Origin of the sequence: Corallococcus aberystwythensis (assembly GCF_003612165.1) — a bacterium.
In the GTDB taxonomy this organism is placed as follows: Bacteria; Myxococcota; Myxococcia; order Myxococcales; family Myxococcaceae; genus Corallococcus; species Corallococcus aberystwythensis.
Genome location: NZ_RAWK01000095.1, coordinates 1 through 24,574, shown reverse-complemented (window position 1 = coordinate 24,574; position 24,574 = coordinate 1). Strand labels below are relative to the sequence as shown.

General features: G+C 71.0%; 20 protein-coding genes. 6 read left to right on the top strand and 14 right to left on the bottom strand.

Going from position 1 to position 24,574, the window contains the following annotated elements:
* Window positions 1-35: 35 nt before the first annotated feature.
* The gene (locus tag D7W81_RS17295; protein WP_120556495.1) at window positions 36-941 is read right to left on the bottom strand and encodes a helix-hairpin-helix domain-containing protein; all 906 of its coding nucleotides are present in this window, start codon (window positions 939-941) and stop codon (window positions 36-38) included.
* A 169-nt stretch (window positions 942-1,110) separates the two neighbouring features.
* On the opposite strand from D7W81_RS17295, the gene D7W81_RS17290 reads away from it, so the two are divergent.
* Entirely contained in the window at window positions 1,111-2,226 is a 1,116-nt protein-coding gene (locus D7W81_RS17290; RefSeq protein ID WP_120556494.1) for a hypothetical protein, read from the top strand.
* Here D7W81_RS17290 and D7W81_RS17285 read toward each other — a convergent pair.
* Window positions 2,223-2,630 (bottom strand): RidA family protein, encoded by a 408-nt coding sequence (locus D7W81_RS17285; protein WP_120556493.1) that lies wholly within the window; start codon window positions 2,628-2,630, stop codon window positions 2,223-2,225. The genes D7W81_RS17290 and D7W81_RS17285 overlap by 4 nt on opposite strands.
* A gap of 121 nt (window positions 2,631-2,751) precedes the next feature.
* Here D7W81_RS17285 and D7W81_RS17280 point away from each other — a divergent pair, with 121 nt between their 5' ends.
* On the top strand, window positions 2,752-4,380 hold the full coding sequence (locus D7W81_RS17280) for a peptide chain release factor 3 (RefSeq protein WP_120556492.1): 1,629 nt from the start codon (window positions 2,752-2,754) through the stop codon (window positions 4,378-4,380).
* A gap of 33 nt (window positions 4,381-4,413) precedes the next feature.
* Here D7W81_RS17280 and D7W81_RS17275 read toward each other — a convergent pair whose 3' ends face one another.
* Window positions 4,414-4,956, bottom strand: a complete 543-nt coding sequence (locus D7W81_RS17275; protein ID WP_208721342.1) for a hypothetical protein — start codon at window positions 4,954-4,956, stop codon at window positions 4,414-4,416.
* A 42-nt stretch (window positions 4,957-4,998) separates the two neighbouring features.
* Here D7W81_RS17275 and D7W81_RS17270 point away from each other — a divergent pair, with 42 nt between their 5' ends.
* Window positions 4,999-6,504 carry a carboxypeptidase M32 gene (locus D7W81_RS17270; protein WP_120556490.1) on the top strand — a complete coding sequence of 502 codons (1,506 nt, stop codon included), beginning with the start codon at window positions 4,999-5,001 and terminating at the stop codon, window positions 6,502-6,504.
* A 4-nt stretch (window positions 6,505-6,508) separates the two neighbouring features.
* On the opposite strand, the gene D7W81_RS17265 is transcribed toward D7W81_RS17270, so the two are convergent.
* A complete protein-coding gene (locus tag D7W81_RS17265; protein WP_244227255.1) occupies window positions 6,509-6,775 on the bottom strand; it encodes a four-helix bundle copper-binding protein in 267 nt (88 codons plus the stop codon).
* Window positions 6,776-7,058: 283 nt separating this feature from the next.
* Window positions 7,059-8,228, bottom strand: coding sequence for a ribonuclease D (locus D7W81_RS17260; RefSeq protein ID WP_120556488.1), 1,170 nt, complete (start codon window positions 8,226-8,228; stop codon window positions 7,059-7,061).
* Window positions 8,229-8,293: 65 nt separating this feature from the next.
* Here D7W81_RS17260 and ttcA point away from each other — a divergent pair, with 65 nt between their 5' ends.
* Genes ttcA through D7W81_RS17245 form a run of 3 tightly spaced genes read left to right on the top strand, consistent with a single transcriptional unit; the run spans window position 8,294 to window position 10,791 of the window.
* Window positions 8,294-9,151: a tRNA 2-thiocytidine(32) synthetase TtcA gene (gene ttcA / locus D7W81_RS17255; protein ID WP_120556487.1), complete on the top strand. Its 858-nt coding sequence runs from the start codon at window positions 8,294-8,296 to the stop codon at window positions 9,149-9,151.
* A complete protein-coding gene (locus D7W81_RS17250; protein WP_120556486.1) occupies window positions 9,130-9,954 on the top strand; it encodes a tellurite resistance TerB family protein in 825 nt (274 codons plus the stop codon). Before ttcA ends, D7W81_RS17250 begins: the two co-directional genes overlap by 22 nt.
* Window positions 9,955-9,966: 12 nt before the next feature.
* Complete coding sequence (locus D7W81_RS17245; RefSeq protein ID WP_120556485.1) at window positions 9,967-10,791, top strand: phosphate/phosphite/phosphonate ABC transporter substrate-binding protein; 825 nt, start codon at window positions 9,967-9,969, stop codon at window positions 10,789-10,791.
* A gap of 43 nt (window positions 10,792-10,834) precedes the next feature.
* Here the strand turns inward: D7W81_RS17245 and D7W81_RS44135 are convergent, their stop codons facing one another.
* The 9 genes from D7W81_RS44135 to D7W81_RS17200 all read right to left on the bottom strand — a co-directional run.
* A complete protein-coding gene (locus tag D7W81_RS44135; RefSeq protein ID WP_279637819.1) occupies window positions 10,835-12,508 on the bottom strand; it encodes a serine/threonine protein kinase in 1,674 nt (557 codons plus the stop codon).
* Between the two features lie 127 nt (window positions 12,509-12,635).
* Entirely contained in the window at window positions 12,636-15,632 is a 2,997-nt protein-coding gene (locus D7W81_RS17235) for a choice-of-anchor D domain-containing protein (RefSeq protein WP_120556484.1), read from the bottom strand.
* Between the two features lie 237 nt (window positions 15,633-15,869).
* Window positions 15,870-16,769: an alpha/beta fold hydrolase gene (locus D7W81_RS17230; protein WP_120556483.1), complete on the bottom strand. Its 900-nt coding sequence runs from the start codon at window positions 16,767-16,769 to the stop codon at window positions 15,870-15,872.
* A 61-nt stretch (window positions 16,770-16,830) separates the two neighbouring features.
* Entirely contained in the window at window positions 16,831-17,022 is a 192-nt protein-coding gene (locus D7W81_RS17225) for a hypothetical protein (protein WP_120556482.1), read from the bottom strand.
* 201 nt (window positions 17,023-17,223) lie between these two features.
* Window positions 17,224-19,143 carry an AAA domain-containing protein gene (locus tag D7W81_RS17220; protein WP_120556481.1) on the bottom strand — a complete coding sequence of 640 codons (1,920 nt, stop codon included), beginning with the start codon at window positions 19,141-19,143 and terminating at the stop codon, window positions 17,224-17,226.
* 65 nt (window positions 19,144-19,208) lie between these two features.
* Window positions 19,209-20,492 carry a chitosanase gene (locus D7W81_RS17215; RefSeq protein WP_120556480.1) on the bottom strand — a complete coding sequence of 428 codons (1,284 nt, stop codon included), beginning with the start codon at window positions 20,490-20,492 and terminating at the stop codon, window positions 19,209-19,211.
* Between the two features lie 66 nt (window positions 20,493-20,558).
* Complete coding sequence (locus tag D7W81_RS17210) at window positions 20,559-21,437, bottom strand: hypothetical protein (RefSeq protein WP_120556479.1); 879 nt, start codon at window positions 21,435-21,437, stop codon at window positions 20,559-20,561.
* 9 nt (window positions 21,438-21,446) lie between these two features.
* Window positions 21,447-21,989, bottom strand: a complete 543-nt coding sequence (locus tag D7W81_RS17205) for a DUF350 domain-containing protein (RefSeq protein ID WP_120556478.1) — start codon at window positions 21,987-21,989, stop codon at window positions 21,447-21,449.
* 53 nt (window positions 21,990-22,042) lie between these two features.
* Window positions 22,043-24,574: HYR domain-containing protein (locus D7W81_RS17200; protein WP_147445515.1), on the bottom strand; the 2,532-nt coding region annotated here is incomplete at its 5' end.

Here is a 24,574-nt window from a genome sequence, read left to right as displayed (position 1 = left end):
GGTCGATGCACCGCCTGCCCCGTGTCGTTCCAGCTTCATGCCCCCGCGTGCGGTGCTTCGTGCGCCGCGTGCTCGCGGGCGTAGTACGCAAGGCATTCGTCCTCGCGCCCGCGCACCACGCGTCTGCCATTGAGCGGCCCGACGTGGGAGGTCACCACGGTGTACTGGCCTTCCACGTCGTCCTGGTCGAAGTAGATGACCACCCAGTCATCCGTCGCGTCCTGCTGGTGCGCCAGCGCCGTGTTGGAGAACAGCGCGCGGAAGTTCCAGTCGTCCACGTGCTCGCGCATCACCGGCAGCCACGCTTCCCCGGATGGATTGAAGCGCTTGGGCGCGATGCGGCGCAGCTCCCCGGCCTCCGCCCTGCGCCGGTAGTCCGCGTCCACCTTCAAGAGCAGCGCCACCGAAGGCCGTGGCCCGTCCTCTCCACCATGGGACCGCGCCCGCTCGCGCTCTCGCCGGTTGCGCCCCAGCCGGGCCGCCAGCACCTCGCGCACCTGCTCCGCGCGCCGGGGCCCGAAGCCCTCCACCCGCTCCAGCCGGCCGTCGTGCGAGGCCAGCTCCAGCGCCTCCAGCGTCGTGATGTCCAAGTCCTCATGGATGCGCTTCGCCAGCTCCGGTCCGATGCCGGGCACGCTGGCGAGCAGGCCCTCGGGGGACGACTCTCCCTCCAGCCGCTGGAGCAGCCCCATCTGCCCCGTGCGCACCAGCTCCGCGACCGCCGCCGCGATGCTCTTGCCCACGCCGGGCAGCGCCTTCAGGCCCGCCTCACCGTTCTCCGCCAGCAGATGCGCCACGGAGTCCGGCCAGTTCGCGATGGTCGCCGCCGCCTTGCGGTAGGCCCCCACCCGGAAGGGCATCGCGTCCTGCGTGTCCAGCAGGTCCGCCACCCGTTCCAGCGCGTCCGCGATGTCGATGTTGCTCTTCCATTCGACGCCCATGGTACCTGGAAGGTAGGGCCTCCCACGGAGGACGGCCACCCCGCGAACCGACACCGGCGCACATGGCATCATGCGCGGGAAGAATTCCCCGCCCCGCAACCACGCCGCGCTCGCCGGGTTGGAAGGGGCAGCAGGCAGTCACGCGAACCTTTCGACCTGGAGGATGACGATGCGCTGGAACAAGACGTTGGCGGTGGGTGCGGCCCTGGTGCTTTCCACGGCGTGCGGCGGGGTGGATGAGCAGGAGGCCGCGGAGTCCCTGCCGGACTTCGCGGGCACGTCGCTGGAGATCAACACGGCCGCGCTCGCGCAGGACGGCGCCGCGCTCGTGGCCCAGGACCTGATGCAGGTGGAGGCCTCGCTCGACGGCCAGGGCGCCGCGATGCTGGAGGGCGCCCGCCTGGAGGTGAAGGCGCTCAACGACGCGCTCCGGCAGGCGCTGGTGCCCCTGGCGGACCTGGCGAAGCAGTCCGGCAACGCGCAGGACGGCGACGTGCTGGTGTACGGCCCCGTGGACCGCGCCAACGCCACCTTCAAGCTCGTCATCCGCGAGGGCGCGGGCCAGCGCTACCAGTGGAAGCTGGAGGCCCGCCCGCTGAACAGCACGGACGACGTCGCCTACAAGCTCATCGCCGCGGGCGCGCTCAAGCGCGACGGCGAGGCGCACCGGGGCCGGGGCACGCTGGTCCTCTCCCTGGACAACCTGAAGGCGGTGGCCCCGTCCTTCGCGGGCCAGGGCCGGCTGATGATGTCGTTCGCCCACTTCGGCCAGGCCAGCAAGTCGCTGGCGTACCGGCTGGCGGACTTCACCCCGAACCCCGCCGTGCACGAGGCCGTCACCGGCGCCTTCGTGGGCCACAAGCTCCAGGCCACCGGCGCCACCCGCGTGCGCGTGCTCGGGCCGTACAACCTCCCCAGCACCGCGACGTCCGCGAAGGAGAAGGTGCTCTCCTCCGTGCGCCACATCCCCGGCACCGGGGGCCGCGTGGACGTGCGCGCGTGGGGCGGCGACATCGCGGCGAACACCTTCTACGTGGGCAGCGCCTGCTGGGACGCGCAGGAGAAGGAGGTCTTCCGCGTGCTCCTCCGGTGCTCGGACGCGGGCCGCCCGGCGTCCTGCACGGAGGTGGATGGCAGCCGCGTGGGCACCTTCCAGGCCTGCCCCGCGGTGGAGCTGCGCGGCGACGTGGCGCCCCCGGAGGGCACCGGCGACGACGCGACGCCCGAGCCCGGCAACCCCGGCGCGCCGGACGACGTGCCCTCGGACGTCACCGCCGGGTTCTAGGCCCCCGCGCCCGGGGCGGACGCCACCACGGCGTCCGCTTCAATCTCCACCAGCATCCTCGGGTCGATGAGCGCCTTCACCTCCACCATGGACGTGGCGGGGCGGATGGCCGCGAACACCTCACCGTGGGCGCGGCCAATCTCCTCCCAGCGGGAGATGTCGGTGACGTACATGCGCGTGCGCACCACGTCCTCCACCCGGGCGCCTACCGCCTCCAGCGCGGAGCGGATGTTGGCGAGCGCCTGGGCCGCCTGCCGGTACGCGTCCCCCTCACCCACGAGCTGGCCGTCCGCGTCCGTGGCGGTGGTGCCGGAGACGGACACGAAGGGGCCCGCGCGCACCGCCCGCGAGTAGCCCACCCGGGGCTCCCAGGGGGTCCCGGTGGCATGGAGGATGCGCTGCATGGCGTGGCTCCGGTGTGGGCGTGAGGGAGGGGTGCCCCGGAGGGCCGGAGCCCGGCCAGACCTCCAGGCGCTGCTTGCGAGGCTGCAAGGAACGACCGCTCGTGATAGTTGGCCTCGGATCATGGCCAATGAGCTCGAGAGGGAGGTCGCCCGGCGACGGACCTTCGCCATCATCTCCCACCCCGACGCGGGAAAAACAACCCTGACGGAGAAGCTGCTGCTCTACGGCGGCGCCATCCACCTGGCTGGCAGCGTGAAGGCCAAGCGGGCGCGGCGGCACGCCACCAGCGACTGGATGGAGCTGGAGAAGGAGCGCGGCATCTCCGTCACGTCGTCCGTGCTCCAGTTCGCCTACCGCGACCACGCGGTGAACCTGCTGGACACCCCGGGCCACCAGGACTTCTCCGAGGACACCTACCGCACGCTGTCCGCGGCGGACGCGGCGGTGATGCTCATCGACGCGGCGAAGGGCGTCGAGCCTCAGACGAAGAAGCTCTTCAAGGTGTGCCGCATGCGCGGCATCCCCATCTTCACCTTCGTCAACAAGCTGGACCGCTACGGCCGCGAACCGCTGGAGCTGATGAACGAGCTGGAGCAGGTGCTCGGCATCCGTTCGTACCCCATGAACTGGCCCATCGGCATGGGGCCGGAGTTCCGGGGCGTCTACGACCGGCAGGCGCGCGTGGTGCACGTGTTCTCCGCGGAGGGCTCGCACGGCGAGTCGGAAGTGTCGGAGCGCTCGGTGTCCATCGACTCGCCCGAAATCAAGTCGGTGCTCACCGACGCGGAGCTGGAGAAGCTCAACGAGGACATCGAGCTGCTCGACATTGGCGGTGATGCCTTCACGCGTGAGAAGTCCGACACGGGGCAGCTGACGCCCATGTTCTTCGGCAGCGCGATGACGAACTTCGGCGTGCGGCCCTTCCTGGACGCGTTCCTGGACCTGGCGCCCGCGCCCACTTCGCGTCCCACCACGCAGGGCCCGCGCGAGCCGACGAACCCCAAGTTCGCGGGCTTCGTCTTCAAGATTCAAGCGAACATGGACCCCGCGCACCGCGACCGCATCGCGTTCATGCGCGTGGTGTCAGGCCGCTACGTCAAGGGCATGAACGCGTTCCACTCGCGGCTGGGCAAGGAGGTGCGGCTCGCGAAGCCCAGCCAGTTCCTCGCCGCCGAGCGCACGTCCATTGAAGACGCGTGGCCGGGGGACGTCATCGGCCTGTTCGACCCGGGGCAGTACCGCATCGGCGACTCGCTGGCGGAGGGCTCCCAGGAGGTCCTCTTCGAGGGCGTGCCGCGCTTCAGCCCGGAGTTCTTCGCGGTGGTGCGCTCGCGCGACCCGCTGCGCCGCAAGCAGATGGAGAAGGGGCTGGAGCAGCTGTCCGAAGAGGGCACGGTGCAGATCTTCCAGCAGCTCTCCATGGGCATGAAGGACCCCATCGTCGGCGTGGTGGGCGCGCTCCAGTTCGAAGTGCTCCAGTACCGCCTGGAACACGAGTACGGCGCGAAGATCGCCCTGGACCGGCTGCCCTTCAGCCACGCCCGGTGGGTGGTGGGCGCGAACTTCGACCCGAAGTCGTTCGACTGGGAGGGCAACCGCCAGACGGTGCAGGACCGCGACGGGCTGCCCCTGGTGCTCTTCCGCGACGACTGGGCGCTCCAGCACGCCGAGGAGAAGCACCCGGACCTGAAGTTCCTCTCCGAGGCCCCGCTCTTGCGGCAGGGCGCGTCGGCCGCGACCGGAAGCTAGCCGGGGGGGATGCCCCCGGCCCGCGGCCGGGGGCTACTTGTGCGGCGCCACGGTGCCGCCGCGGAAGGCGGAGTCGCGCAGCACCAGCCCCTCCTTGCAGAGGCGCGCGGCGCGGTTGCCGACGAAGAAGTCCTTCGGGTCTCCCCGGCGGAAGGTCTTCTTCACGAACTCCTCCACCTCCAGGTACAGGCGGCGGAACTTGTCCGGGGCCGCGTCGCGGCGGCCCGTCTGGGACGTCACCTCCAGTTCCACCCACATCTTCCCGCTGAGCAGCTCGCCCTCCTCGTTGCGGCGCGAGCGTTCAATGAAGATGACGGGCGAGCGCACCTCGTCGATGCGCCAGAATCCCTTGTCCGGGCCGCGCTTCACCTTGTCCACCATGGCGGGGCCAATCTCGCTGGCCACCAGGTAGAGGTCCTCCTCCGGCAGGCGGGGGATGTTGTCCGGCGTGGCCCGGAAGGGCACCCAGTCCGGGGGCACGCGCCGGGGGTAGACCTCCAGGACGTGACGCTCCAGGTGACGGAAGAAGGCGACCTCGTCGTCGGGTGCCATGAAGAATTGGAGGATGTTGGCCATCGCGGCGACCTCATACCCTGGAAGCACGCTAGAAACACAGCCATGGACTCCTGGCTGCGCTCGCGGATGCATGAGCTGAACGACCTGAACAGCGTCATCAATCTGGCTTCCTGGGACCGCGAGGTCTACCTGCCTGCCCGTGCCGCCCCCGCCCGGGCCCAGCAATTGGCCACCGTCCAGGCCATCCACCACGAGCGGCTGGTGGACCCGCGCCTGGGCGAGGCCCTGGCCCGCGCCGGGGAAGGGGGGCCGGACGCCGCGGCCCTCACGCCCGACGAGCGCGCCATGGTGCGCGTCCTCACCCGCGAGCGCGACCGCGCGGTGCGGCTGCCCGCCCGGCTGGTGACCGCGCTGGCGGAGGCGCAGGGAGCGGGACTCCAGGCCTGGCGCGAGGCCCGCACGACGAAGCGCTTCGAGCGCTTCCAGCCCGCGCTGGAGGCGCTGCTCGCCCTGCGCCGCGAACAGGCGGACGCGCAGGGCCACGACGGCGAGCGCTACGACGCGCTGCTGGAAGGCTTCGAGCCCGGCATGCGCGTGAAGCGGCTGACGCCGGTGCTCACCGCGCTGCGCGATTCGCTCATCCCCATGGTGGCCGCGCTGGGCGAGGCGAAGCGGCCCTTCCCCGAGTTCCTCTCCGGCCGCACCTACGACACCCAACAGCAGTGGCAGTTCACGATGCGGCTCTTGAAGGCCGTGGGCTTCGACCTGGAGGCGGGCCGCCAGGACCTCAGCATCCACCCCTTCACCAACAGCGTGCACGCGCAGGACGTGCGCCTCACCACGCGCCTGGACGCGACGTGGCCGCCGGCCGCCCTCTTCGGCACGCTCCACGAGGCGGGCCACGGCCTGTACGAACAGGGCTTCTCCCCGGAGCACCACCGCACGCCGCTGGCGTCGGTGCCCTCCATGGGCCTGCACGAGTCCCAGTCCCGCCTGTGGGAGAACCTGGTGGGCCGAGGCCGGGCCTTCTGGGTGCACCACTTCCCCGCGCTGAAGGAGTCCTTCCCGCAGGCGCTTGGGGACGTGGACCTGGACGGCTTCCACGCGGGCATCAACCACGTGGTGCCGTCGCTCATCCGCGTGGAGGCGGATGAAGTCACGTACAACCTGCACATCGCCCTGCGCTACGAGCTGGAGCTGGCGATGCTGCGCGACGAGCTGCCCGTGTCGGAGCTGCCGGGCGCGTGGAACGAGCGCATGCGGCGCTACCTGGGCATCACGCCCCCGGACGACACGCAAGGCGTGCTCCAGGACATCCACTGGGCCTGGGGTGAATTGGGCTACTTCCCCACGTACTCGCTGGGCAACCTGTACGCGGCCTCGCTGTACGCCGCCGCGAACCGGGCGCTGCCGTCGCTGGAGGCGGACCTGGCGCGAGGGGACACGGCGCCGCTGTTGGGGTGGCTGCGCGCGAACCTGCACTCGCACGGCTTCCGGCTGCCCGCGGAGGACCGCGTGCGCGCCATCACGGGAGAAGGCCTCACGGACCGGGACTTCCTGGCGTACCTGCGCGCGAAGTACGGCGCGCTGTACGGCGTGAGCCTCTAGCGGCTCAGGCCGCGAACACCAGCGGGCGGCACGCGCGCGCCAGGTGCAGCGCGTCCCGGGCGAGCGCGTGGGACGCGGGGTCCTGCGCCTCCAGCCACGCGGCGCGGGCCACCTGGCTGCCCAGTTCGAAGCACAGGCTGGCGGTGCGGCGCGACAGGCGGCTCTCCTTCTGGAGCGCGCGCACGTTGAGTTCGCACAGCTCCGCGCACTGGCGCAGGAGCCGCACCGCGTCGTCGTCCGCCGCGACGCCCTGGGCCTTCAGGCGTGCCATGCCGGCTTCGCACGCCGTCTGGCACTGAAGGCTCGCGGCAATGCACCGGGAAACCTCTGTCCGCGCCCCGCCTGTCCTGGCTCCCAACATGGCCACGCCCTCCCTGTGTGCGGCGTCAAAGGTACGCACGGACGCGGTTCTCGCAACCGGCACCGGAGGCCCAGATGGGGCTTGAACACCTGCGTTCCGGGGTCATGGACAACGTGCGCGCGAAGAGATGCGCTGCCGCTCCGCGCGATTCAGCGGAATCATACCCGGACTGCCTCGCCGGACCAGGGGAACGTCAGCTTCCCAGCACCGGGAAGGGCTTGAGCAGGGCGATCAGCTTGTCGCCATACAACTTGATCCGCTTTTCCCCGAGGTACGGCAGCCCCGACAGCTCCGCCACGTCCGCGGGCGGCTTCGACGCGAGCGCGTCCATCAGCGGGTTGGTCAGCACCACGCTGGGCGTCACCTTGCGCAGGGTGGCCTGTTCCACACGGAAGGCCTTGAGCGCGTCCTCGCGCTTGCGCCGGTGGGGGTCGCGCGGACCCTTGGGCTCGCGGTCCAGGTCCAGTTCACCCCGGGTGGCCTTCTGTTGCAGGTCCCGGATGAGGGTGAGGATGGCGTCGCCGTGCGCGCGCACCACCGCGCCCCGCACGCCGGCCGCGCGCGCCAGGTCCTTGAGCGTATCCGGCTGCTTCAGGGCCAGGTCCGTGATGGCCATGTTGGACAGCATGCGGCCCATGGGCACGTTGTCCTTCTCCGCCCACTCCAGCCGCAGCTTGTGCAGCCCCTGCGCGATGGCGTGCGCGAGCGCGTACTGCGTCGCGGAGAGCCCGCTCTTGGACAGCTTGGGCTTGTACTCGGCGCCCGTCTGGGGCCGGGCCTCGGCCTCCGCGCACATGCGCTCGCAGTCCAGCAGCACCTCTTCCAGGATGTCCGCCTCGCGGCACGCCTGGCGCACCTGGCGGCCCAGTTCGCAGAGGTAGCGCACGTCGTTGGCGATGTAGTCGCGCATGCCGGGGGGCAGGGGGCGCAGGGAGAAGTCGGACTGCTGGTGCTCCTTCGGCAGCTCCACGCCCAGACGTTCACGGGCCAGGTCCGCCAGGCCCACCTTGGGCCACCCCAGGAGCGTCACGGCGCGGTGCGTGTCGAAGAGGCCGCGCACGCGCACGCCCGCTTCCGCGAGGAACTGCAGGTCGCCCTGGGCGGCGTGGAAGTACTTCGTGCGCGCGGGGTCCTCCATCATGGGGGAGAGCAGGCGCGGATCCACGCCCGGCTGGAGCGTGTCGAAGAGGAAGATGTCCGTGTCGGTGCCCAGCTGGAGGAAGCACAGGCGGGCCCGGAAGGCGTGCATGGCGTCCGCCTCCAGGTCCACCGCCACTTCGGGCGCGGCCTCCAGCATGCGCGTGGCGGCTTCCTCGCCCGCGCGGTCCACCACGTCCACGGCACCCTGAGGAAAGGTCGGCATCGCGGGGAGCAGGCTAGCGGACCGGCCCGCCCCTTTGACGTGTTTTTTCCCGAACCGCCGCTAGGATGGCCCCGCCGATGAACGACGCCCAACGTCTTGAAAAGAGCCTGCTTGGCCACATGGGCCGGGCCATCGCGGACTTCCGCCTCATCGAGGCCGGGGACCGCATCATGGTGGGCGTGTCGGGAGGCAAGGACTCCTACACGATGCTCCACCTGCTGCGGGAGCTGCAGCGGCGCGCCCCCGTGAAGTTCGACCTACTGGCCGTGAACCTGGACCAGGGCCACCCGGGCTTCCCGGGCCACATCCTGGAGGGCTACTTCCAGAAGGAAGGCTACGCCTACAAGATGCTGAAGGAGGACACCTACAGCATCGTCCTGGAGAAGACCCCGCCCGGGAAGACGCAGTGCTCGGTGTGCTCACGCCTGCGCCGGGGCATCCTCTACAACGCCGCCGTGCACCTGGGCTGCAACAAGATTGCCCTGGGCCACCACCGCGACGACCTCATCCACACGATGCTCCTGAACATGTTCTTCGCCGGGAGCCTCAAGGCGATGCCGCCGCTGCTCAAGAGCGACGACGGCCGCAACGTGGTCATCCGGCCGCTGTGCTACGCGCCGGAGAAGGAGATCATCCAGTTCGCGGAAGCGAAGCAGTTCCCCATCATCCCCTGCGACCTGTGCGGGTCGCAGGAGAACCTGCAGCGCAAGCGGATGCAGAAGCTGGTGGAGGACCTGGGCAAGGAGATCCCCAACGTCCGCCAGAGCCTGCTCAACGCGATGTCGAACGTGCGGCCCACGCACCTCTTGGACAAGACGCTGAACCCGGACCCGCTGAACGCGACGGAAGACGGGCCCGTGGCCAATCCCCCCACCACCGACACGCAAGGGAGCGCCAGTCCATGGCTCGAGAGCAGGCAGTAAAGGCGCGCAATGAGCGCAACGCGGCGCTGGTGGAGGCCATGCTGCTGGCCGCCATGGCGGACGGCAGCGTGTCCCAGCGTGAGATGCAGACGCTCCTGGCCCGCGTGCTGGAACGCCCGGAGTTCGAGGGCACGCAGTCCGGTGAGCTGAACCTGCTGGTGGAGTCCAGCGCGGTGCGGCTGGCCGGGGCGCGCAACCTGGAGGAGGTGCTCTCCTCGCTGCGCCGGCGGCTGCCGGACCACAAGAACCGGATGCTGGCCTTCGGGCTGGCGGCGGCGGTGGCGCTGGCGGATCAGCGGGCCACCCGGTCGGAACTGGGCCTGCTCAAGACGTTCCAGGCGGCGCTGGGCATCTCCGAGGACGAGGTCGCGCAGATCATCGACGTCATCGAGCAGGGGGGCAGCCTGTCGGAGGCGCTGGGCGAGCCCCTGGAGCGGCTGTTCGCGGAGGTGATGGTGCTGGTGCTGGCGGCGGACGGCCAGCTGAAGGAGGCGGAGGCCCGCGCGATGGTGGAGAGCTTCGCGGCGGATCCGCTCTTCCAGAACGTGAGCCCGGAGCGGGCGCAGGGCTTCGTGAGCGAGTCCGTGGCGGCGCTCGCCACGGACGGGCTGCCGCAGCGGCTGCATGTCCTGGCGCATGGGCTGGCCACGCACTCGCAGCGGGTGAAGGCGTACCAGCTGGCCACGAAGATTGCCCACGCGTCCGGCCGGACGAGCACCGCGGAGCAGCGCATCCTGGACCTGCTCCAGGCAACGTTCGGTCTGGCGGACGATGAAGTGGCGCGGTTGGACCAGCAGGGGTAAGCAGGGAGTCGCATGACCCCGCACGTTCCCTCCGGTCCGCGGCACTCCTTCCGTTTCGGCCTGCCGCCATCCCTGGGCAGCGAGACCGCGCGCGAGCGTGCGGAACGGCTCGCGTCGTTCCTTCAACGCGCGCTGGGCAAGCTGGTGGAGGTGAACGTCGCCACCAGCTACGAGACCCTGGCCAAGGACCTGCTGTCCGGGCGCGCGGACGCGGCCTGGGCGCCGCCCTTCGTGTGCGCGCGCATGGAGGCCATGGGCGTCCGGGTGCTGACGCGCGGCGTGCGCCGGGGCATGTCCAGCTACCGCTCCGCGCTGGTGGGGCGGGCGGGCTCCGGGCTGACGCTGGAGAAGCTGAAGGGCTCCACGGCGGCGTGGGTGGACCGCGATTCGGTGGCGGGCTACCTGCTGCCCAGCGCCTTCCTCAAGACGCAGGGGCTGGAGCCGTCGCGGGCCTTCGTGTCGCAGCAGTTCACCGGTTCGTACCAGGGCGCGCTGGAGGCGGTGCTGGAGGGCAGGGCGCAGGTGACGAGCGTCTTCTGTCCGCCGGCCTCCACGGGGCTCACGTTCACCACGGGCGTGGAGGACGTGCTGGGGCCGGGGATGGGCGCGAAGTTCGAGCTCCTGGCCTACACGGATGAAGCCCCCAATGACGGCGTGCCGGTGGCCATGGGGCTGCCCGCGCCGCTGGTGACCGCGCTGGAGGCGGCGCTGCTGGGCTTGCAGTCCACGCCGGACGGGCAGGCGCTGCTGCGCGACATCTTCAACGCGGACCGGTTCGAGGTGGCGCCGCGCATGGGCTACCGCGCGCTGTACCGCGTGGCCCTGGCAAGCCTGTAGGGCGCCTGGCCTTCCAGGCTGGGCCCTGGCGGAAGGCCGGAGCCTACTTGTCGGTGTCGGGACCGCTGCCGCGAACAGGGCGGCGGGCGGAGGACACGGAGCCTTCGGTGGCGCGGCCCGGCTTCGCGGGCGCCTTGCCTCCGACGGAGTCCTCCGGTGCGCGCACGGCCTTCGCGGCGGAGCGGCTGCTGCTGACGTCCCCGGAGGCCTTCACGGCCTTCGCTGCGGGACGGCTGGCCTGGGAGCCCTCCTGCGTCCGGGCCGGCTTCGCGGCGTCCTCGCGCACGGCGTCGAACTTCGCGGTGGAGGAGCGGCCTCCCTCCGCGTTCGCGAGCACGGCGTCATGCTTCGCGGTGCCGGACCCCGCGCGCATGGCCTCGTGCTTCGAGGTGGGCCGGCTCGCGTCCTCGTCGTGAAGGGGCCGGGTGTCCGCGAGGCTCAGGCCGGTGTTCTCCCGCGTCCTCACGGGCCGGGCCTCCGGGCGGCTCAGGCCGGAGTTCTCCTTCGTGCGCGGCGTCCGCTCCGGCGGGCGCCCCACGCCGGAGTCCTCCGGCGACGCGGCGGCCTTCGTCGACGACTGGCTCACCGACGGCTCCGGCGCGCGCGGCGCCTTCGTGGATGACTGGCTCACCGACGGCTCCGGCGCGCGGGGCGGCGTCTTCGCCGGGGCCTGCGCCCGGGCCGCGGACGGCGTCGCCCCGGAGGCCGGCGGCTTCGCCGGAGCCGGGCTGCCCGGACGGGCCATCAGGCGCGGGTCGAAGTAGATCATCGTCGGCTCGGCCGCGAAGCGCTCCTCCTCCAGCTCGTCCGCGTAGACGTCCCGCATGAACGCGGCCAGGTGCGCGCTGGTGCCGTGCAGCTTCTCCTGCTGGAGGAACTCCTCCAGCGCCAGCTGCAGCTCGCCCGCGGTGGTGAACCGGTCGTCGCGCTTGCGCGCCAGCGCCTTGAAGACGATGGGATCCAACGACTTCGGAATCCCCGGCACCGCCTCCGAGGGGGGGACGATCTTGTGCCCCACGACGGCCTTGAGCGTGGCCATCTCCGTCTCGCGCTTGAACAGGCGCCCGTTCGTCAAGAGCTCGTAGAACACCGTCCCCAGCCCGAACACGTCCGAGCGCGCATCCAGCGGCTCGCCCCGCGCCTGCTCCGGGGACATGTACGCGTGCTTGCCCTTGATGGTGCCCACCACCGTCTGCGACAGCTTCCCCTGCGCCTTCGCGACGCCGAAGTCGATGAGCTTCACGCCGCCGTTGAAGCCCACCAGCACGTTCTGCGGCGACACGTCCCGGTGGATGAGCGACAGCTTCCGGCCGGACGGACTGCGCGCGTTGTGCGCCGCGTCCAGCCCCGCCGCCGCCTCCGCGATGATCCGGCAGCGCAGGCCCAGCGGAAACCCGCCCGGGTGCACGGACGCGCGCGGCACCAGGGAGCCCAGGGGCTCGCCGTGCACGTACTCCATCGCGATGTAGTACTGCCCGTCCACGTCCCCCATCTCGTAGATTTGAGCGATGTTGGGGTGGTTGAGCAGCGCCGCGATGCGCGCCTCGTCCAGGAACATCTGGAGGAACTCGTCGTCCTCCGACAGGTGGGGCAACAGCCGCTTCACCACCAGCAGCTTCTGGAAGCCCACCGGCCCCTTCTGCCGCGCAAGGTAGACAGCCCCCATGCCGCCGGTGGCCAGTTTGCGCAGCAATTCATAGCGGCCGAACGTTTCCACTCCGGCCGTGACGATAGCCGCGTCAGCGCTGAACTCAAAAGCCCGGGCTCCCCCAAAAACGCGAACCGGGCCGCCCCCCTGGAGGGACCGGCCCGGCCGCGCTGCGTCACGAATCCGTCCGCTCAGCTCACGGCGTGGGGGCGCAGATGCTGCGGTAGCGGATCTCCACGGCCTGGCCCGGGGTGGGCACGGAGCCCGCCGCGAAGACGACCGCGTTGCGGCCCGCGTCGTAGGTCCACTGGCCCGCACCCAGGGTGCGGCCGTTCACGCGCACGACCATCTCCTGCGTGCCGTCCGGCGTCGCGGTGAGGTGGAAGTCCGCCTGCGGCTCACCGGCCTGCTGGATGATGGGGTCCAGGAACCCGCGGTAGTCGCCCTCGCAGATGGAGCCCACGGTGCCGCCCGTGCCCCGGGCGACCGCGGCGAAGCGGTCCGCGCTGCTGCTCGCGGTGGAGCAGGAGCCGTTGGGGATGAGCGCGTGCAGGTTGCTGCGCTGGGACATGCCCGTGCCCTTCAGCGTCTGGAGGAATTGGATGTAGCTGTCGGGCTCGAAGCCGGAGTGGTCGTCCTCGTCCGCCAGCACCACCACCGCCATGCGGGCCGCGGCGCGGGTGAAGCCCAGGTTGCCGTCGTTGGGCTGCGGGGTGCGGACGTCGTCGGCCTGCTCGGACAGCGGCGCGGACAGGCCCTGGCGCATCGTCTCCAGGCCCTGCACCAGGTTGTGGCACAGGCCCACGTCCAGGTTGGACTGGATGGTGGCCGCGGCGTTGTTGCTGCCGCCGGACACCACGCGGGCGCGGCTGCCGTCCACCGGGAAGAGCCGGCCGGCCTCACCGCCGTTGGCGCCGCCGCCGCACACGCCCGGGCGCTGCACCAGGCCCGTGCTGGTGACGCCCACGCGCACGTCCACGTTCAGCTCCTTGGCGCGCGCAAGCCAGCCCGGAATCGCGTTGCGCAGGCGCTGCTGGTAGGACTCCATGGTGGTGGTGTTGGAGACCACGAAGAGCACATCCAGCTGGCTGTCCGTGCCCTGCGTGAAGCGGTCCACCTGGATGCCCTCGTGGTTGGTCTCCGCCAGCAGCGGGACGAGGAAGCGGTTCGCCTCCGTGTCCGTCTGGAAGTACAGCGGGCTGTAGTGCTGGCCCAGCACGTTGCGGGCGTAGTCCACCTCCATCTCGAAGCCCTCGCCGGGCTGGAGCGTGATGGGCGCCGTCACCGGCGTCATCAGGGAGAACTGCTTCGACGTGCCGTTGCCGATGGTGGCGTCCGCCACGGTGAGCGGCTCGCTGCAGCGGTTGGACAGGAACGTCTTGCGCGGCTTGGCCGGGCAGTCGTAGCGGATGGGCCCGAAGTCCACGAAGGACGGCGTGGCCACGAGGCACGACGGGTTGGACACCGCGTGGATGGGCAGCGTCACCGTGGGGTAGGCCGGGTTGTTGACGGTGAGCATCAGCTCGCCGTTGAACTCGCCACCCGTGGTGGGCGCGCGGAAGGCAATCATGGAGCTGAAGGCCGTGTCGTAGAGCACCACGCCGCCCGTGATGGGACCGCCGGGCATGGTGAACACGCCGCCGCCGTCATTGGACAGGTGCACGTTCTTGATGGCGCACTCGGCCCGGCCCGGGTTGCGGAAGTAGAAGCCCAGCACCGCGCCGCGGCCCGGCACCACGTTGGCGAACTCCAGCTTCGGCTGCGGCAGGAGTTCGTACACGCACGGACCGGAGGCGCGGGCGCGGGCCGTCAGGGTGATGGCGCGCTCGGGCGTGAACAGGTCGTTGGACTGCACGTAGAGCGTCGCGGTGAAGGTGCCCTCGTTCTTGGGCTCGAAGTAGACCTTCAGCTCCAGCGCGTCGTCGCCCGGTTGGATCTGCAGGCCGTTGGCCTCCAGCGCGGGCCAGGTGCCGCCCTTCCAGGTGTAGTTCTGCGTGCCGCGCGTGGGCGTGGCCACGTTGAACTGGACCGCGTCGCCGTCGGCGCGCACGCCGGTGAAGGTGAGGGGGCCGTTGCTGCCCGCGTTGGTGATGCGGATGACCTGCTCCACCTTGCCGCCCACGGGCAGCTCGCCGAAGTCCAGCGCCACCGGGGCCACGGCCAGCGTGGGCCGGCCACCGCGCGCATCCAGCATCACGCGGGCCTCACGCGCCTTGTCGGACGCGTACGCCACCGTGAGGTTGCCCACGTTGGGGCCGGAGAAGCGCGCGGCGAACTCCATGCGCATCTCCACCACCTCGCCCGGCTGCACCGTGGCGCCCTCCGGCTTGGACAGCGCAGAGAAGGCGCGGTCGCTCGTGGCCAGCGCGGAGATGGTCACCGGGCGCCAGGTGATGTTGCGGGCGCGGGTGAAGGACTCGGTGCGCTCGTGCACCGGAATCTCGTCGAAGGGCACGGGCGCCGGGTCGAACGCGAAGGCGCTCGCCACGGAGTTGCCCTTCAGGTCCACCACGGACGGGGTGCACGTCTCGCAGGAGATGACCTCCAGCCGCGCGCCCATCTGCCCCAGCGCGCGGGGCAGGTACTTCGTCTTCACCACCTGCGTGCTGTTGGGCGGCACGGTGATGGTGTCCGGCGTGAACGGGTCCGCCTGGTCGCCCGCCACCTTCAGCGTCAGCGGCAGGTCCACCGGGTTGGTGACGGTGACCTCCAGGGTGCGGTCGCTGTCCACCTCCAGCGTCTCGTAGTCCAGCACCGGCGGGTTGACGCCGATGCGGGTGGGCGTGCCCAGGCCCTGCACCTGGAGCTGCTGCAGGGCGCCCACGTTGGCGTCCGTCGTCACGCGCAGCGTCTCCTCCACGGGCCCTTCCTTCAGGGGGTGGAAGCGCACCTTGACCACGTGCGACTCGCCCGGCGGCACGCGGCCGCCTCCGTCCGTCAGCTCCACCTGGTACGACGGGTTGTTGCCAATCCCCAGCGCCTCCAGCGCGGAGAAGGGCACGTAGCCGACATTGCGGATGCGGACTTCCTTCTCACGCCACTCGCCCACCGGCACCTCGCCGAAGTCGAGCGCGTCCACGTCCAGCACCGCCGTGGCCTGCACCCCGCGCGTCTGGTCCTCCTCGTGACACGCCATCGTCCCCGCCACCAACGACGCCAGCAGGACGACCCGACCCCTCCACCCCATCACCATTGTCCGCTCCCCACCCTTCCCCACCACACGCACACGGATGCCCGGGACACGTGATCCATCGCGGGCCTTCCCTAATCAAGACCCGTGCCGTGGGGGAGCGTTGACCCGCTGTCCCCTGAAATCAGGGACTTGGCGGACGCCCCGGCGGCCAAGTGAGCGCTGGAGGGAACCGGGGTGCCCTGGAGGGTGAAAGGTTTTTCCTGACCTTTTGCCAACCTGCACCCCCAACTTTTCAGGTCATGAAGTTGACGCTTCCGTCGCCGGGCCCGCGGCTCCGGCGACGACGAAGGCCGCGATCGCGGCGGCCACGGCCGCGGGCTGCTCCAGGTGCACGTGGTGGCCGCCTTCGAAGAAGCGGGGCGGACCGGCCAGCGTGCGCAGGGCGGCCAGCCGCGCCTCCAGCAGCTCCGGGGCAGGGGACAGCCCTTGCGTGCCGCGAAGCAGCTGCACGGGGCAGGTGACGGCGGCCTCCAGCGCCAGCCACTGGGCCTCGTCATAGCTCTGCCCGAAGCGGCGGCGGTGGCGCGGGTCGAAGGTGAAGGCGAAGTCGCCCTCGGCCGTGCGCCGGGTGCCATGGCGCGCGAAGAGGAGCGCCGCGTCCGGGGAGAGGGTGGGGTTGGCCTGACGCAGGCGTTCCGCGGCGGCCTCCACCGTGGGGTAGCGCTTGCGGTTCGAGGTCCGGCGCGAGTCGTCCAGGAAGCCTCGCAGCCGCTGCACGGCGCCCGTGGGCGGGCCACCGGAGGGGCCCAGGCTCTCAATGAGGGTCAGGCCGCGGACGCGCTCCGGACGCGCTGCGGCGTACGCGAGCGCGACGATGCCGCCCAGCGAGTGCCCCACCAGGTGCACCGGCGGCAGGGCCAGCCCGTCCAGGGTGGCCTCCACGTCCAGCAGGTGGTCGCTGAAGTGATACGCGGCGCCGGGGCCCGCATGGCCGCTCTGCCCCATGCCCCGGAAGTCGAGCAGCACCGTGCGCCAGGCCTCGGGCAGGTGCTCGCAGAGCGGATCAAAGCTGTGGGAGTGGTCCAGCCAGCCGTGCAGGAACAGCACGGCGGGGGCGCCATGGGGGCCGCGCTGCCGCACGTGCAGCGGCAGCCCTTCGGCATCGACGGTGAGGGATTCGAATGCGGCGGCGGGCACGGTGCCTCCTCGTGCCTCCACGCCTTACTCCGTCCCCCCAGGTGCTGGCGACCTGGCGACCCTACGCGACGCTGCTGGAGGACGCCGCCGCCGGGCGCGGCGGGCCGCCGGTGTCCGGCTTGCCGAGCACCATGGCCAGCTGCCGGGCCTGGCTCTCCGTGGCGCAGCGGTACTCCTGGGTCTTGCCGTTGGGCCGGTCGATCCGAATCACCCAGACGTCATTCTCCTTGGTCACCACAGGCGCTTGAGACATGCATTCCCTCCGTGTGCCGCAAGAGAAGCATGCTTCGTGCCGACCCCTGGGCTGGGGCCAAATGCCTGATTTCCGGCCGTCCCCCGCACCCGGCGGCCAGGCGGGTGACAAAATTCGTTCAGCGATGCGACAAATTTCGCGCGCCCGGGCCGCACTCCTTGCGTAGTCCCCGGGGGCAAGTCGAAGTCGTTGGGATGACAATCATTGCTCAGCCGGGTCAGGCCACTCCCAGGCGGAGCGGTAGCCGCCGTCCGTCTGGGTGCCCTCGATGAAGCGCGCGTAGAAGGGGTGGCTGCTGAGGGTGGCGGAGTCCCCCACGACGAACAGGTGCCGGCGGGCGCGGGTGAGGGCCACGTTCATGCGGCGCAGGTCGTTGAGGAAGCCCAGCTGTCCCTCGCTGTTGGAGCGGGTGAGGCTGACGACGATGGCGTCCTTCTCCCGGCCCTGGAACGCGTCCACGGTGTCCACCTCCACCTCCGGGTGCACGGCCTCCAGCGCCTCGCGCAGGTGCCGGGCCTGGGCGCTGTAAGGGGCGATGACGGCGACCTCGCGCGGAGACAGCCCCAATGCCAGCAGCTGGCGCACGCGGGCGATGACGTAGGTGGCCTCACCGGGGTTGAGGAGGGAGTGCGTGGTGGGCTCCTCCTCTTCGTCGAAGCCCTTGCCCGCGGTGTCCAGGTAGAGCACGGGTGGGGCGTCCACCTGGGCGCCGGCGGTGAGCACCTCCGCGAGCGTGCGGTCCGCCACGGACGGGTGGGCGCGCAATTCGCCGCCGTACATCTCCTTGGAGGGGAAGGCCATGATGGCGGCGTTCATCCGGTACTGCTCGCGCAGCATGCGCTTCACGTCGTCGCCGTGGTCCTTCAACAGGCGCTCGAAGAGGCTGGTGCCCAGGCCCGCCTTCGCGGCCTCCTGTGACAACACGGTGGGCGGCAGCTGCTGCGGGTCTCCGGCCAGCACCACCTTGGGCGCACGCAGGAAACCCAGCAGGGCCAGCGGTTCGGTGGCCTGGGTGGCTTCGTCCAGCAGGGCGCGGTCGAACTCCTCGCCCGAGAGCACGCCGGAGCCCAGGCTCGCGAGCGTCACGCACACCACGTCCGCGCGGGCGAGCACGGCCTTCACGGCCTTCTTCTCCAGCTTGCGCGCCTCGTCCATCAGGTCCTTGGCCTCCGCCGTGGAGGAGCGGGCGTTGGAGAAGCGCTCGCGGCTGCGGCCCTGGTTGCGCTGCCTGCGCGCGTAGCCGAAGAGGTCGAAGGCCTCATCGAACAGGTCCCGGCTGACGACGCGGTCCGGGTGCTCCTCCACGATGATGTCCAGCGTGTGCTCCTGAAGCCGGGCCGCGACGCGCGCGGGGTGGCCCACGCGGATGGCGCGCAGCCCCTGCTCCAGGCACAGCTCCAACAGGTGGTCGACGGCGGCGTTGCTGGCCGCGGTGCAGAGCAGGCGCTCTCCGCGCGCGACGGCCTGGGCCGCCACCTCCGCCAGCACGGTGGACTTGCCGGTGCCGGGCGGGCCGTGGACCAGGAAGAAGTCCTCCGCGGCGAGCGCGCGCTTCGCCGCGTCCTGCTGCTCCGGGTTGAGCGGGCGGGTGGGGGTGAAGTCCTTCGTGTTGTCGAAGCGCGGGGGCTCGTTGCCCAGCAGCACCTCGCGCTTGTGCCGCTCCTGGCCCTTGTCCAGGGCCTTCACGCGCTGGAGGCCCGCGCGCACGCGCTCGTAGGTGACGTCGTTGGGGACGACGTCCAGGCGCAGGAGGCCCTCGGAGATGTACGCGGGCGGTTCGCGGTCGAAGGCCAGCTGGATGCGGGTGGAGGTGGCGCGGGACACGAGCGCCTTCGCCGGGTCCTTCACCTCCGCGCGGCGGGGCAGCACCGCCACCAGGTCGCCGTTGGACACGCGCGTGGGCAGCCGGCCCCGGTCCGCGCGGGCCAGCGTGAGGAGGATGCGGCCACCCAGGCCCACCTCCTCCTCGACGGTCTCCAGGTCCAGCACGGACAGGCCCTGCTCCTCGCGCTCGCGCAGGGACAGCCCCTGCGCGAGCGAGGTCATGCGGGCCTTCTCGGCCTCGCGCTCCTGGGCGAGGAGCGAGGCGAGCTTGTCGAAGAATGAGACGTCACGGGCCATGCCCCGGGTCATGCCACCCCGGGGCGCCCGCCGTCACGGCCCGTGTGCCGGACTGTCCTGTCGTCCTACTGGCAGGAGTACGTGGACGACGACGGCGTGCTCCAGGTGCCGTCCGGGTTGATGTTGCGCACGGTGTAGCCGCTCGCCGGGTAGGCCGTCGTCCAGCAGTCGCGGGCGCGCACGTCGTTGCGCAGGGCGGTGCCCAGGTCCCAGTTGCCACGGCGGCGCTGCTTCTCGTACGCGGCCACGCGGTCCACCGCCTCCACCCAGGTGGAGTCCCCCGCCAGCACGTCGCGGCGCTTCTCCAGGAACTTCTGGAGCCACGCTGACTCCGTGATGCCGTTGTAGCCAATCACCGGAAACACCTGGCCGCTGTTGCCCAGGGCGGTGTTGGCCTGACGGATGAGGGCCTTCATGCCGTCAAAGCCGTGGTTGATGGACGCGTCGTACAGCGCGGCCTTGGTGAGCGCCTGGGTGAGGCCCCACTTCGCGGCCTCATTGATGGTGGGCGTGTAGTAGAGCGCGTCGCTCACCTGGTCCTGGCACTGCTTGAAGTCCGCCTTCGTGGCGGCGGTGTTGAAGCTGGCGGCCCAGTCCGCGGTCCAGTTGCCTACGGCATCCAGCTCCGACGTGGACGCCTGCGACTGGCCGGTGGACAGGAAGCGGTTGTTGATGACGGTGAGCCCGTTCCAGTACTTCGCCAGGCGGTTGCCGTTGGCCTCGGTGCGCAGGGCCCGGTAGCACTGCACCACCTGGATGGCGTCACCCGTGCCGGTGCAGAAGCCCGCGCGTCCGTTGGTGTAGCCGCGCCCGTCCTGGATGTTCTCCGAATAGGCGTAGTCCAGCGTGGGCGTGTCGTTCTCCCAGATGCTCGTCAGCGCCTCCGCCACCTTCTTCTGGTTCGCGGTGAGGCCGGGGCCGCCGGGGGACGTGCCGCCGCAGCTGTCGGACTGGACCTTCACGTTGGCCGCGGTGAAGGACGTGTTGGAGTTGGTGGAGTAGTTGAACGTGTATGACGCGTTCACCGCCACCGTCAGGGACGACGTGCGCGTGAAGGTGCACGTGCGGCCTGACTGCGTGTGCGTCCAGCCGGGCTGATCATCGTCACACGTCACCCCCGAGGGCACGTCGAGCGCGATGACCGGGCTGGCGATGGCCACCGTCCCCGTGTTCTTGAACACCAGCGTGCCCCAGTAGTCCGGGCCGTCGTACGTGTTCGTCGTCACCGAGTGCGTGCACGCGCCCAGCGCCTGCTCCACCCCGGCCAGCATCCCCGCGTCCTCCGCGGAACCACAGCCGGCGGCCAGCGCCACCAGCCCCACCGTCATCCACGTCCGTGAACTTGTCATGTGCCTGCTCTCCACCTGAAAATGGATAGAGCAGGAATACATGTAAATAGCGCGAATCGCCAGCGCTCAGCCCGGCGCGTCCGGCAGGGGCAGCGGCAGCACCCGCCACAGCTGCGGCTTGTCGTATTGGGGCGGAATCATCCCCAGCGGCCAGCCCTCCGCGGTGAGCTCCGCGTACTGATACCCGCGCCCCGCGAAGGGGATGCGGGTGCCGGTGCCGGGCAGTCCCACGCCGATGGCCGCGTGCGCGAGCGCGTCCGAATAGAGCATCACCGCGTCCACGCCCACCTGCCGCAGCAGCATCAGCGCCAGCACCGCCTTGGAATCGCAGTCGCCCCGGTCCTGCGCGGGCACCAGCCCTGGCGGGACGATGCCGAAGGGCTCGTCACCGGGCAGCTCGTAGCGGATGCGGCGCACGAAGCCGAGGATGAGCTCCGTGGCCTGCGCCGCGTCCAGGTCTCGTTCGCGGATGGAGGTGGCGAAGCGCTCGCCCAGCACGCGCACCGGCTCCGCGTTGCTGCGCATCAGCTCCGCGTAGATGCAGCGCATGTCCGTGCCGCACCCCGGCGGCGCCACGTATGTGAAGCGCTCCGGGCCCATGGCGCGGTAGCGCAGCCGCACGCTGTAGTCGCGGTGCGCCTCTTCCAGCCCGCGCTCCACCGCTTCACCCAGGCCGTACGCCAGCTGCTGACGGGCGGGCTCGATTCCCTCCACGCGCCAGTCATAGGCCCTCGCGCGCTCCTGGGGCGTGTCCTCCGGCACCAGCACCGCGCCCAGGTCCGTCAGCGCCTCCTGGGGCTCGGAAGAGGGGACCTCCCCCTCCGGCTTCGGGGCCTCCGCCAGCCGTCCCGCCTTCCGGGCCAGCACGACCTCCCAGCTGGCGAAGGCGAGCAGCGCCCCCACGAGCACCAGCGACAGCAGCAGCTTCCATGAGCGCGCGAGCATCGCGAGGACTCAGGCGGGCGCGCGCAGCATGCCGGTGGGGAGCTGCGGGAAGGGGATGAGCCCGTTGAGCGCGGCCTGGAGGCCCGGCGCGGTGAGCAGCGCGATGACCAGCAGGAAGGCGCAGAGCAGGAGCGCAGCGGCGATGTTGCCCTTGCGCACCTCCGCCAGCTCATCGATGTCCGGCGTCATCTTGTCGAACAGCCGCACGCCCAGGGCGAGCACCGCCACGCCCACCGCCAGCGACAGCGCCACGTGCACCAGCGCCAGCCCCAGCAGCTGGAGCACCGCGACGGCGGACACGGGCGGGTTCTGCACCGCCAGGTCCACCGCGTCGCCCGTGGCCTTCAGCGCGTGCTGCACGAGCAGCCCCAGCGACACGAGGCTGGTGGCGTGCACCAGCCCGGCGGCGACGTTGCCCTGGCGCAGCTCCTCCACGGGGTGGCTGTCCAGGAGGCGGCTCAGGCCGCGCATGCTCAGGCCAATGCCCAGCGCGGCCACGATGCCGCCGAGGACGACCTTCACGAGTCCGACGACGAAGAGGGTGAGGTCCATGGTTGGCGCGGAGGACTGTAGCGGAAGTCCCCCACGCCGCCACGGCCCATGGTTCACGCGCGCGGGCTGCCGTCCTTCAGACGGCGGCTGACCGTCCAGGCGAGGGCGAGCAGCGCGACCCAGCCCAGCGCGGACGACGAGTCGCCGCCCACCGAGCAGCCCAGGCCCTGCCGCATGTCGCTCGTCGGGTCGTACTGCACGGTCACGTGGAAGTTGCAGAGTGACGCGTTGCCAGCCTCGTCGATGGCGGTGACCTGCACCGCGTGCAGGCCCGGCGCGAGCGGCGTGCCCACGACGGGGCTGTAGGAGAGCTCCGCCGCGGAGACGGCGTCCTCGGCGGAGGCGAAGGGGTACTCCGCGCGGGTGCCGCTCATCACCGCGGTGGTCAGCGTCTGGTCCTGCGGGCAGGTGAGCAGCGGAGGCCGCGAGTCGCGCACCCGCACTTGAATCTCACAGGTGGTGCTGTTGCCCGCCTCGTCGACGCTGGTGACCTGCACGCGGGTGAGGCCCAGCGGGAACAGGTCCCCGGACGCGTGCGTGCTGGTGACGCTGACCTGGGCGGAGATGCTGTCGGTGGGCGTGGCCTCCGGCCAGTACGCGTGCGCGCCCTGGGGCCCTTCCGCCTCCACGCGGACCTCGCTCACCTTGCAGGCGGCGCCAGGCGCCTGACCGTCGCGCACCGTGACGGGGAAGGAGCAGGTGGACGCGTTTCCGGCGGAGTCCTTCGCCGTCATCGTCACCACGGTGGTGCCCAGGGGCAGCACGCTGCCGTTCTCCGGGCTGTAGGTGATGAGCACGTCGCTGGTCTCATCCTTCACCGCCGCGTTCGGATAGAAGAAGGTGTGCCCCTGGGGCGACCGCGTGCCCACGTCGAGCCCCGTCGGGCAGCTCTCGAACGAGGGCGCCTGCATGTCGCGCGACGTCATCGTGATGACACAGGCTGCGATGCGGCCCCGGGCATCCTCGTATTGGTAGTGGACCGGCACCGGCTGGTAGAGCGGCAGCACGGAGCCTTCGGGGGCGGTGGAGCGGATGGTGAACGGGCCCTGGTGGCCGACCATCGCCGGGACCAGGTTGTGCACCACGGTGCCCCAGGGGAGGTTGGAGGGCACGTCCTGGGTGGCCGGGCAGACGAAGGTCGGCGCCGCGTCCTCCCGCTCCATCCGCCACAGGGCGCGGTGCGTCCACGGGTCGCCCGACGTCGTCAGGAGCGCGCCCTGGAAGGACACCAGCCCCGGGGCCGGCTCGAACGTGTTGCCCGACGGCAGCCGCGCCAGCCGGGACGTGCCCGCGGGGGTGCCATTCGTGCGCCACAGCTCGTGCGCCCTCCCCGGTGTCATCAAGGTGAAGGCGAGCCCGTCCTCCCACGCGGTGACACCGCGCACGGACTCGTGCCCGTACGCGGCGGGGCTCGGCAGGCGCGTGGTGCCTGCCTTCGTCCCGTCCGTCACCCACACTGAATCCCCGAGCTGGGCGCCCTTGGCCACCAGGTAGAGGCGGTTGCCCGCCGGCACGGAGAACTGGCCTGAATAGCTGTTGAGCATCGCGCTGGGTAGCTGCGTCAGCAGCTGCGTGCCCGCTTCGGTGCCGTCCGTGCGCCACAGCTCGGAGGCCTGCTCCGTGCTGCTCACGACGAAGATGAGCATGTCCCCCAAGGCGCCGAGGTGGGTGGGCATCAGGCTGGTGGCGGCGGTATTGAAGTCCTTGATGCGCACGGTGCCCGCCTCCGTGCCGTCGGACTTCCAGAGCGAACGGCCGCGCTGGCTGCCGTCATTCGCGGTGAAGTAGAGGGTGCTGCCCACGGCGGTGAGGTTCCAGGGAAGCGAGTCGCCGGCGCCCGGGTAGATGTCGCGCACGAGCAGGGTGCCCGCCTCCGTGCCATCCGTGCGCCACAGCTCGATGCCCTGCGCGTTCCGCGCGTTGAAGAAGACGGTGTCCCCCACGCGCGCGAAGCCGTTCACGTCCGCGGAGGTGAGCCCCGGGTGGATGTCCTTGACGGGCACGGTGCCCGCCTCGGTGCCGTCCGACTTCCAGAGGTCGAACGCCGTCCTGCTCGTGCTCGCCGGGGCGAAGAGCACGGTGTCCCCGAAGACGAAGAGCGGCGTCAGGGGGCTGACGCCGTCGGACCAGCCCGGGTTGAGCTCGCGCGTGATGCGCGTGCCCTCGCGCGTGCCGTCGCTCGTCCACAGCTCCAGGCCGGTCTCTGGCGACGTCGCGGTGAAGAACAGACGGTGGGCCGTGGCGCGCAGCGAGCCCAGGCCGATGCTCGTGCCGGAAGGAAGCAGCTCCTCCTGCACGGAGCGGGTGCCCACGGACGTTCCATCCGTTACCCAGAGTTCCTGGACCGTGGACCCGGGGCTGTCGCCGTTCCTGGCGGCGAGGAAGTACAGGCGCCCGTTCAACTCGGCGGTGCCCTGGGTGCCGGGGAGAGAGATGTTGGGTGCGAGCTGGGGCTCGGAGGTGAGGTCCGCCAGGCGGCGCACGCTCATCGGATCCGTCAGGACGGGTCCGCCCTGCGCGAAGGCCGGGGCCGCGCCCACCGCCACCGCCAACGCCGAAAGCCATGCACGACCGTTGACCGTCCC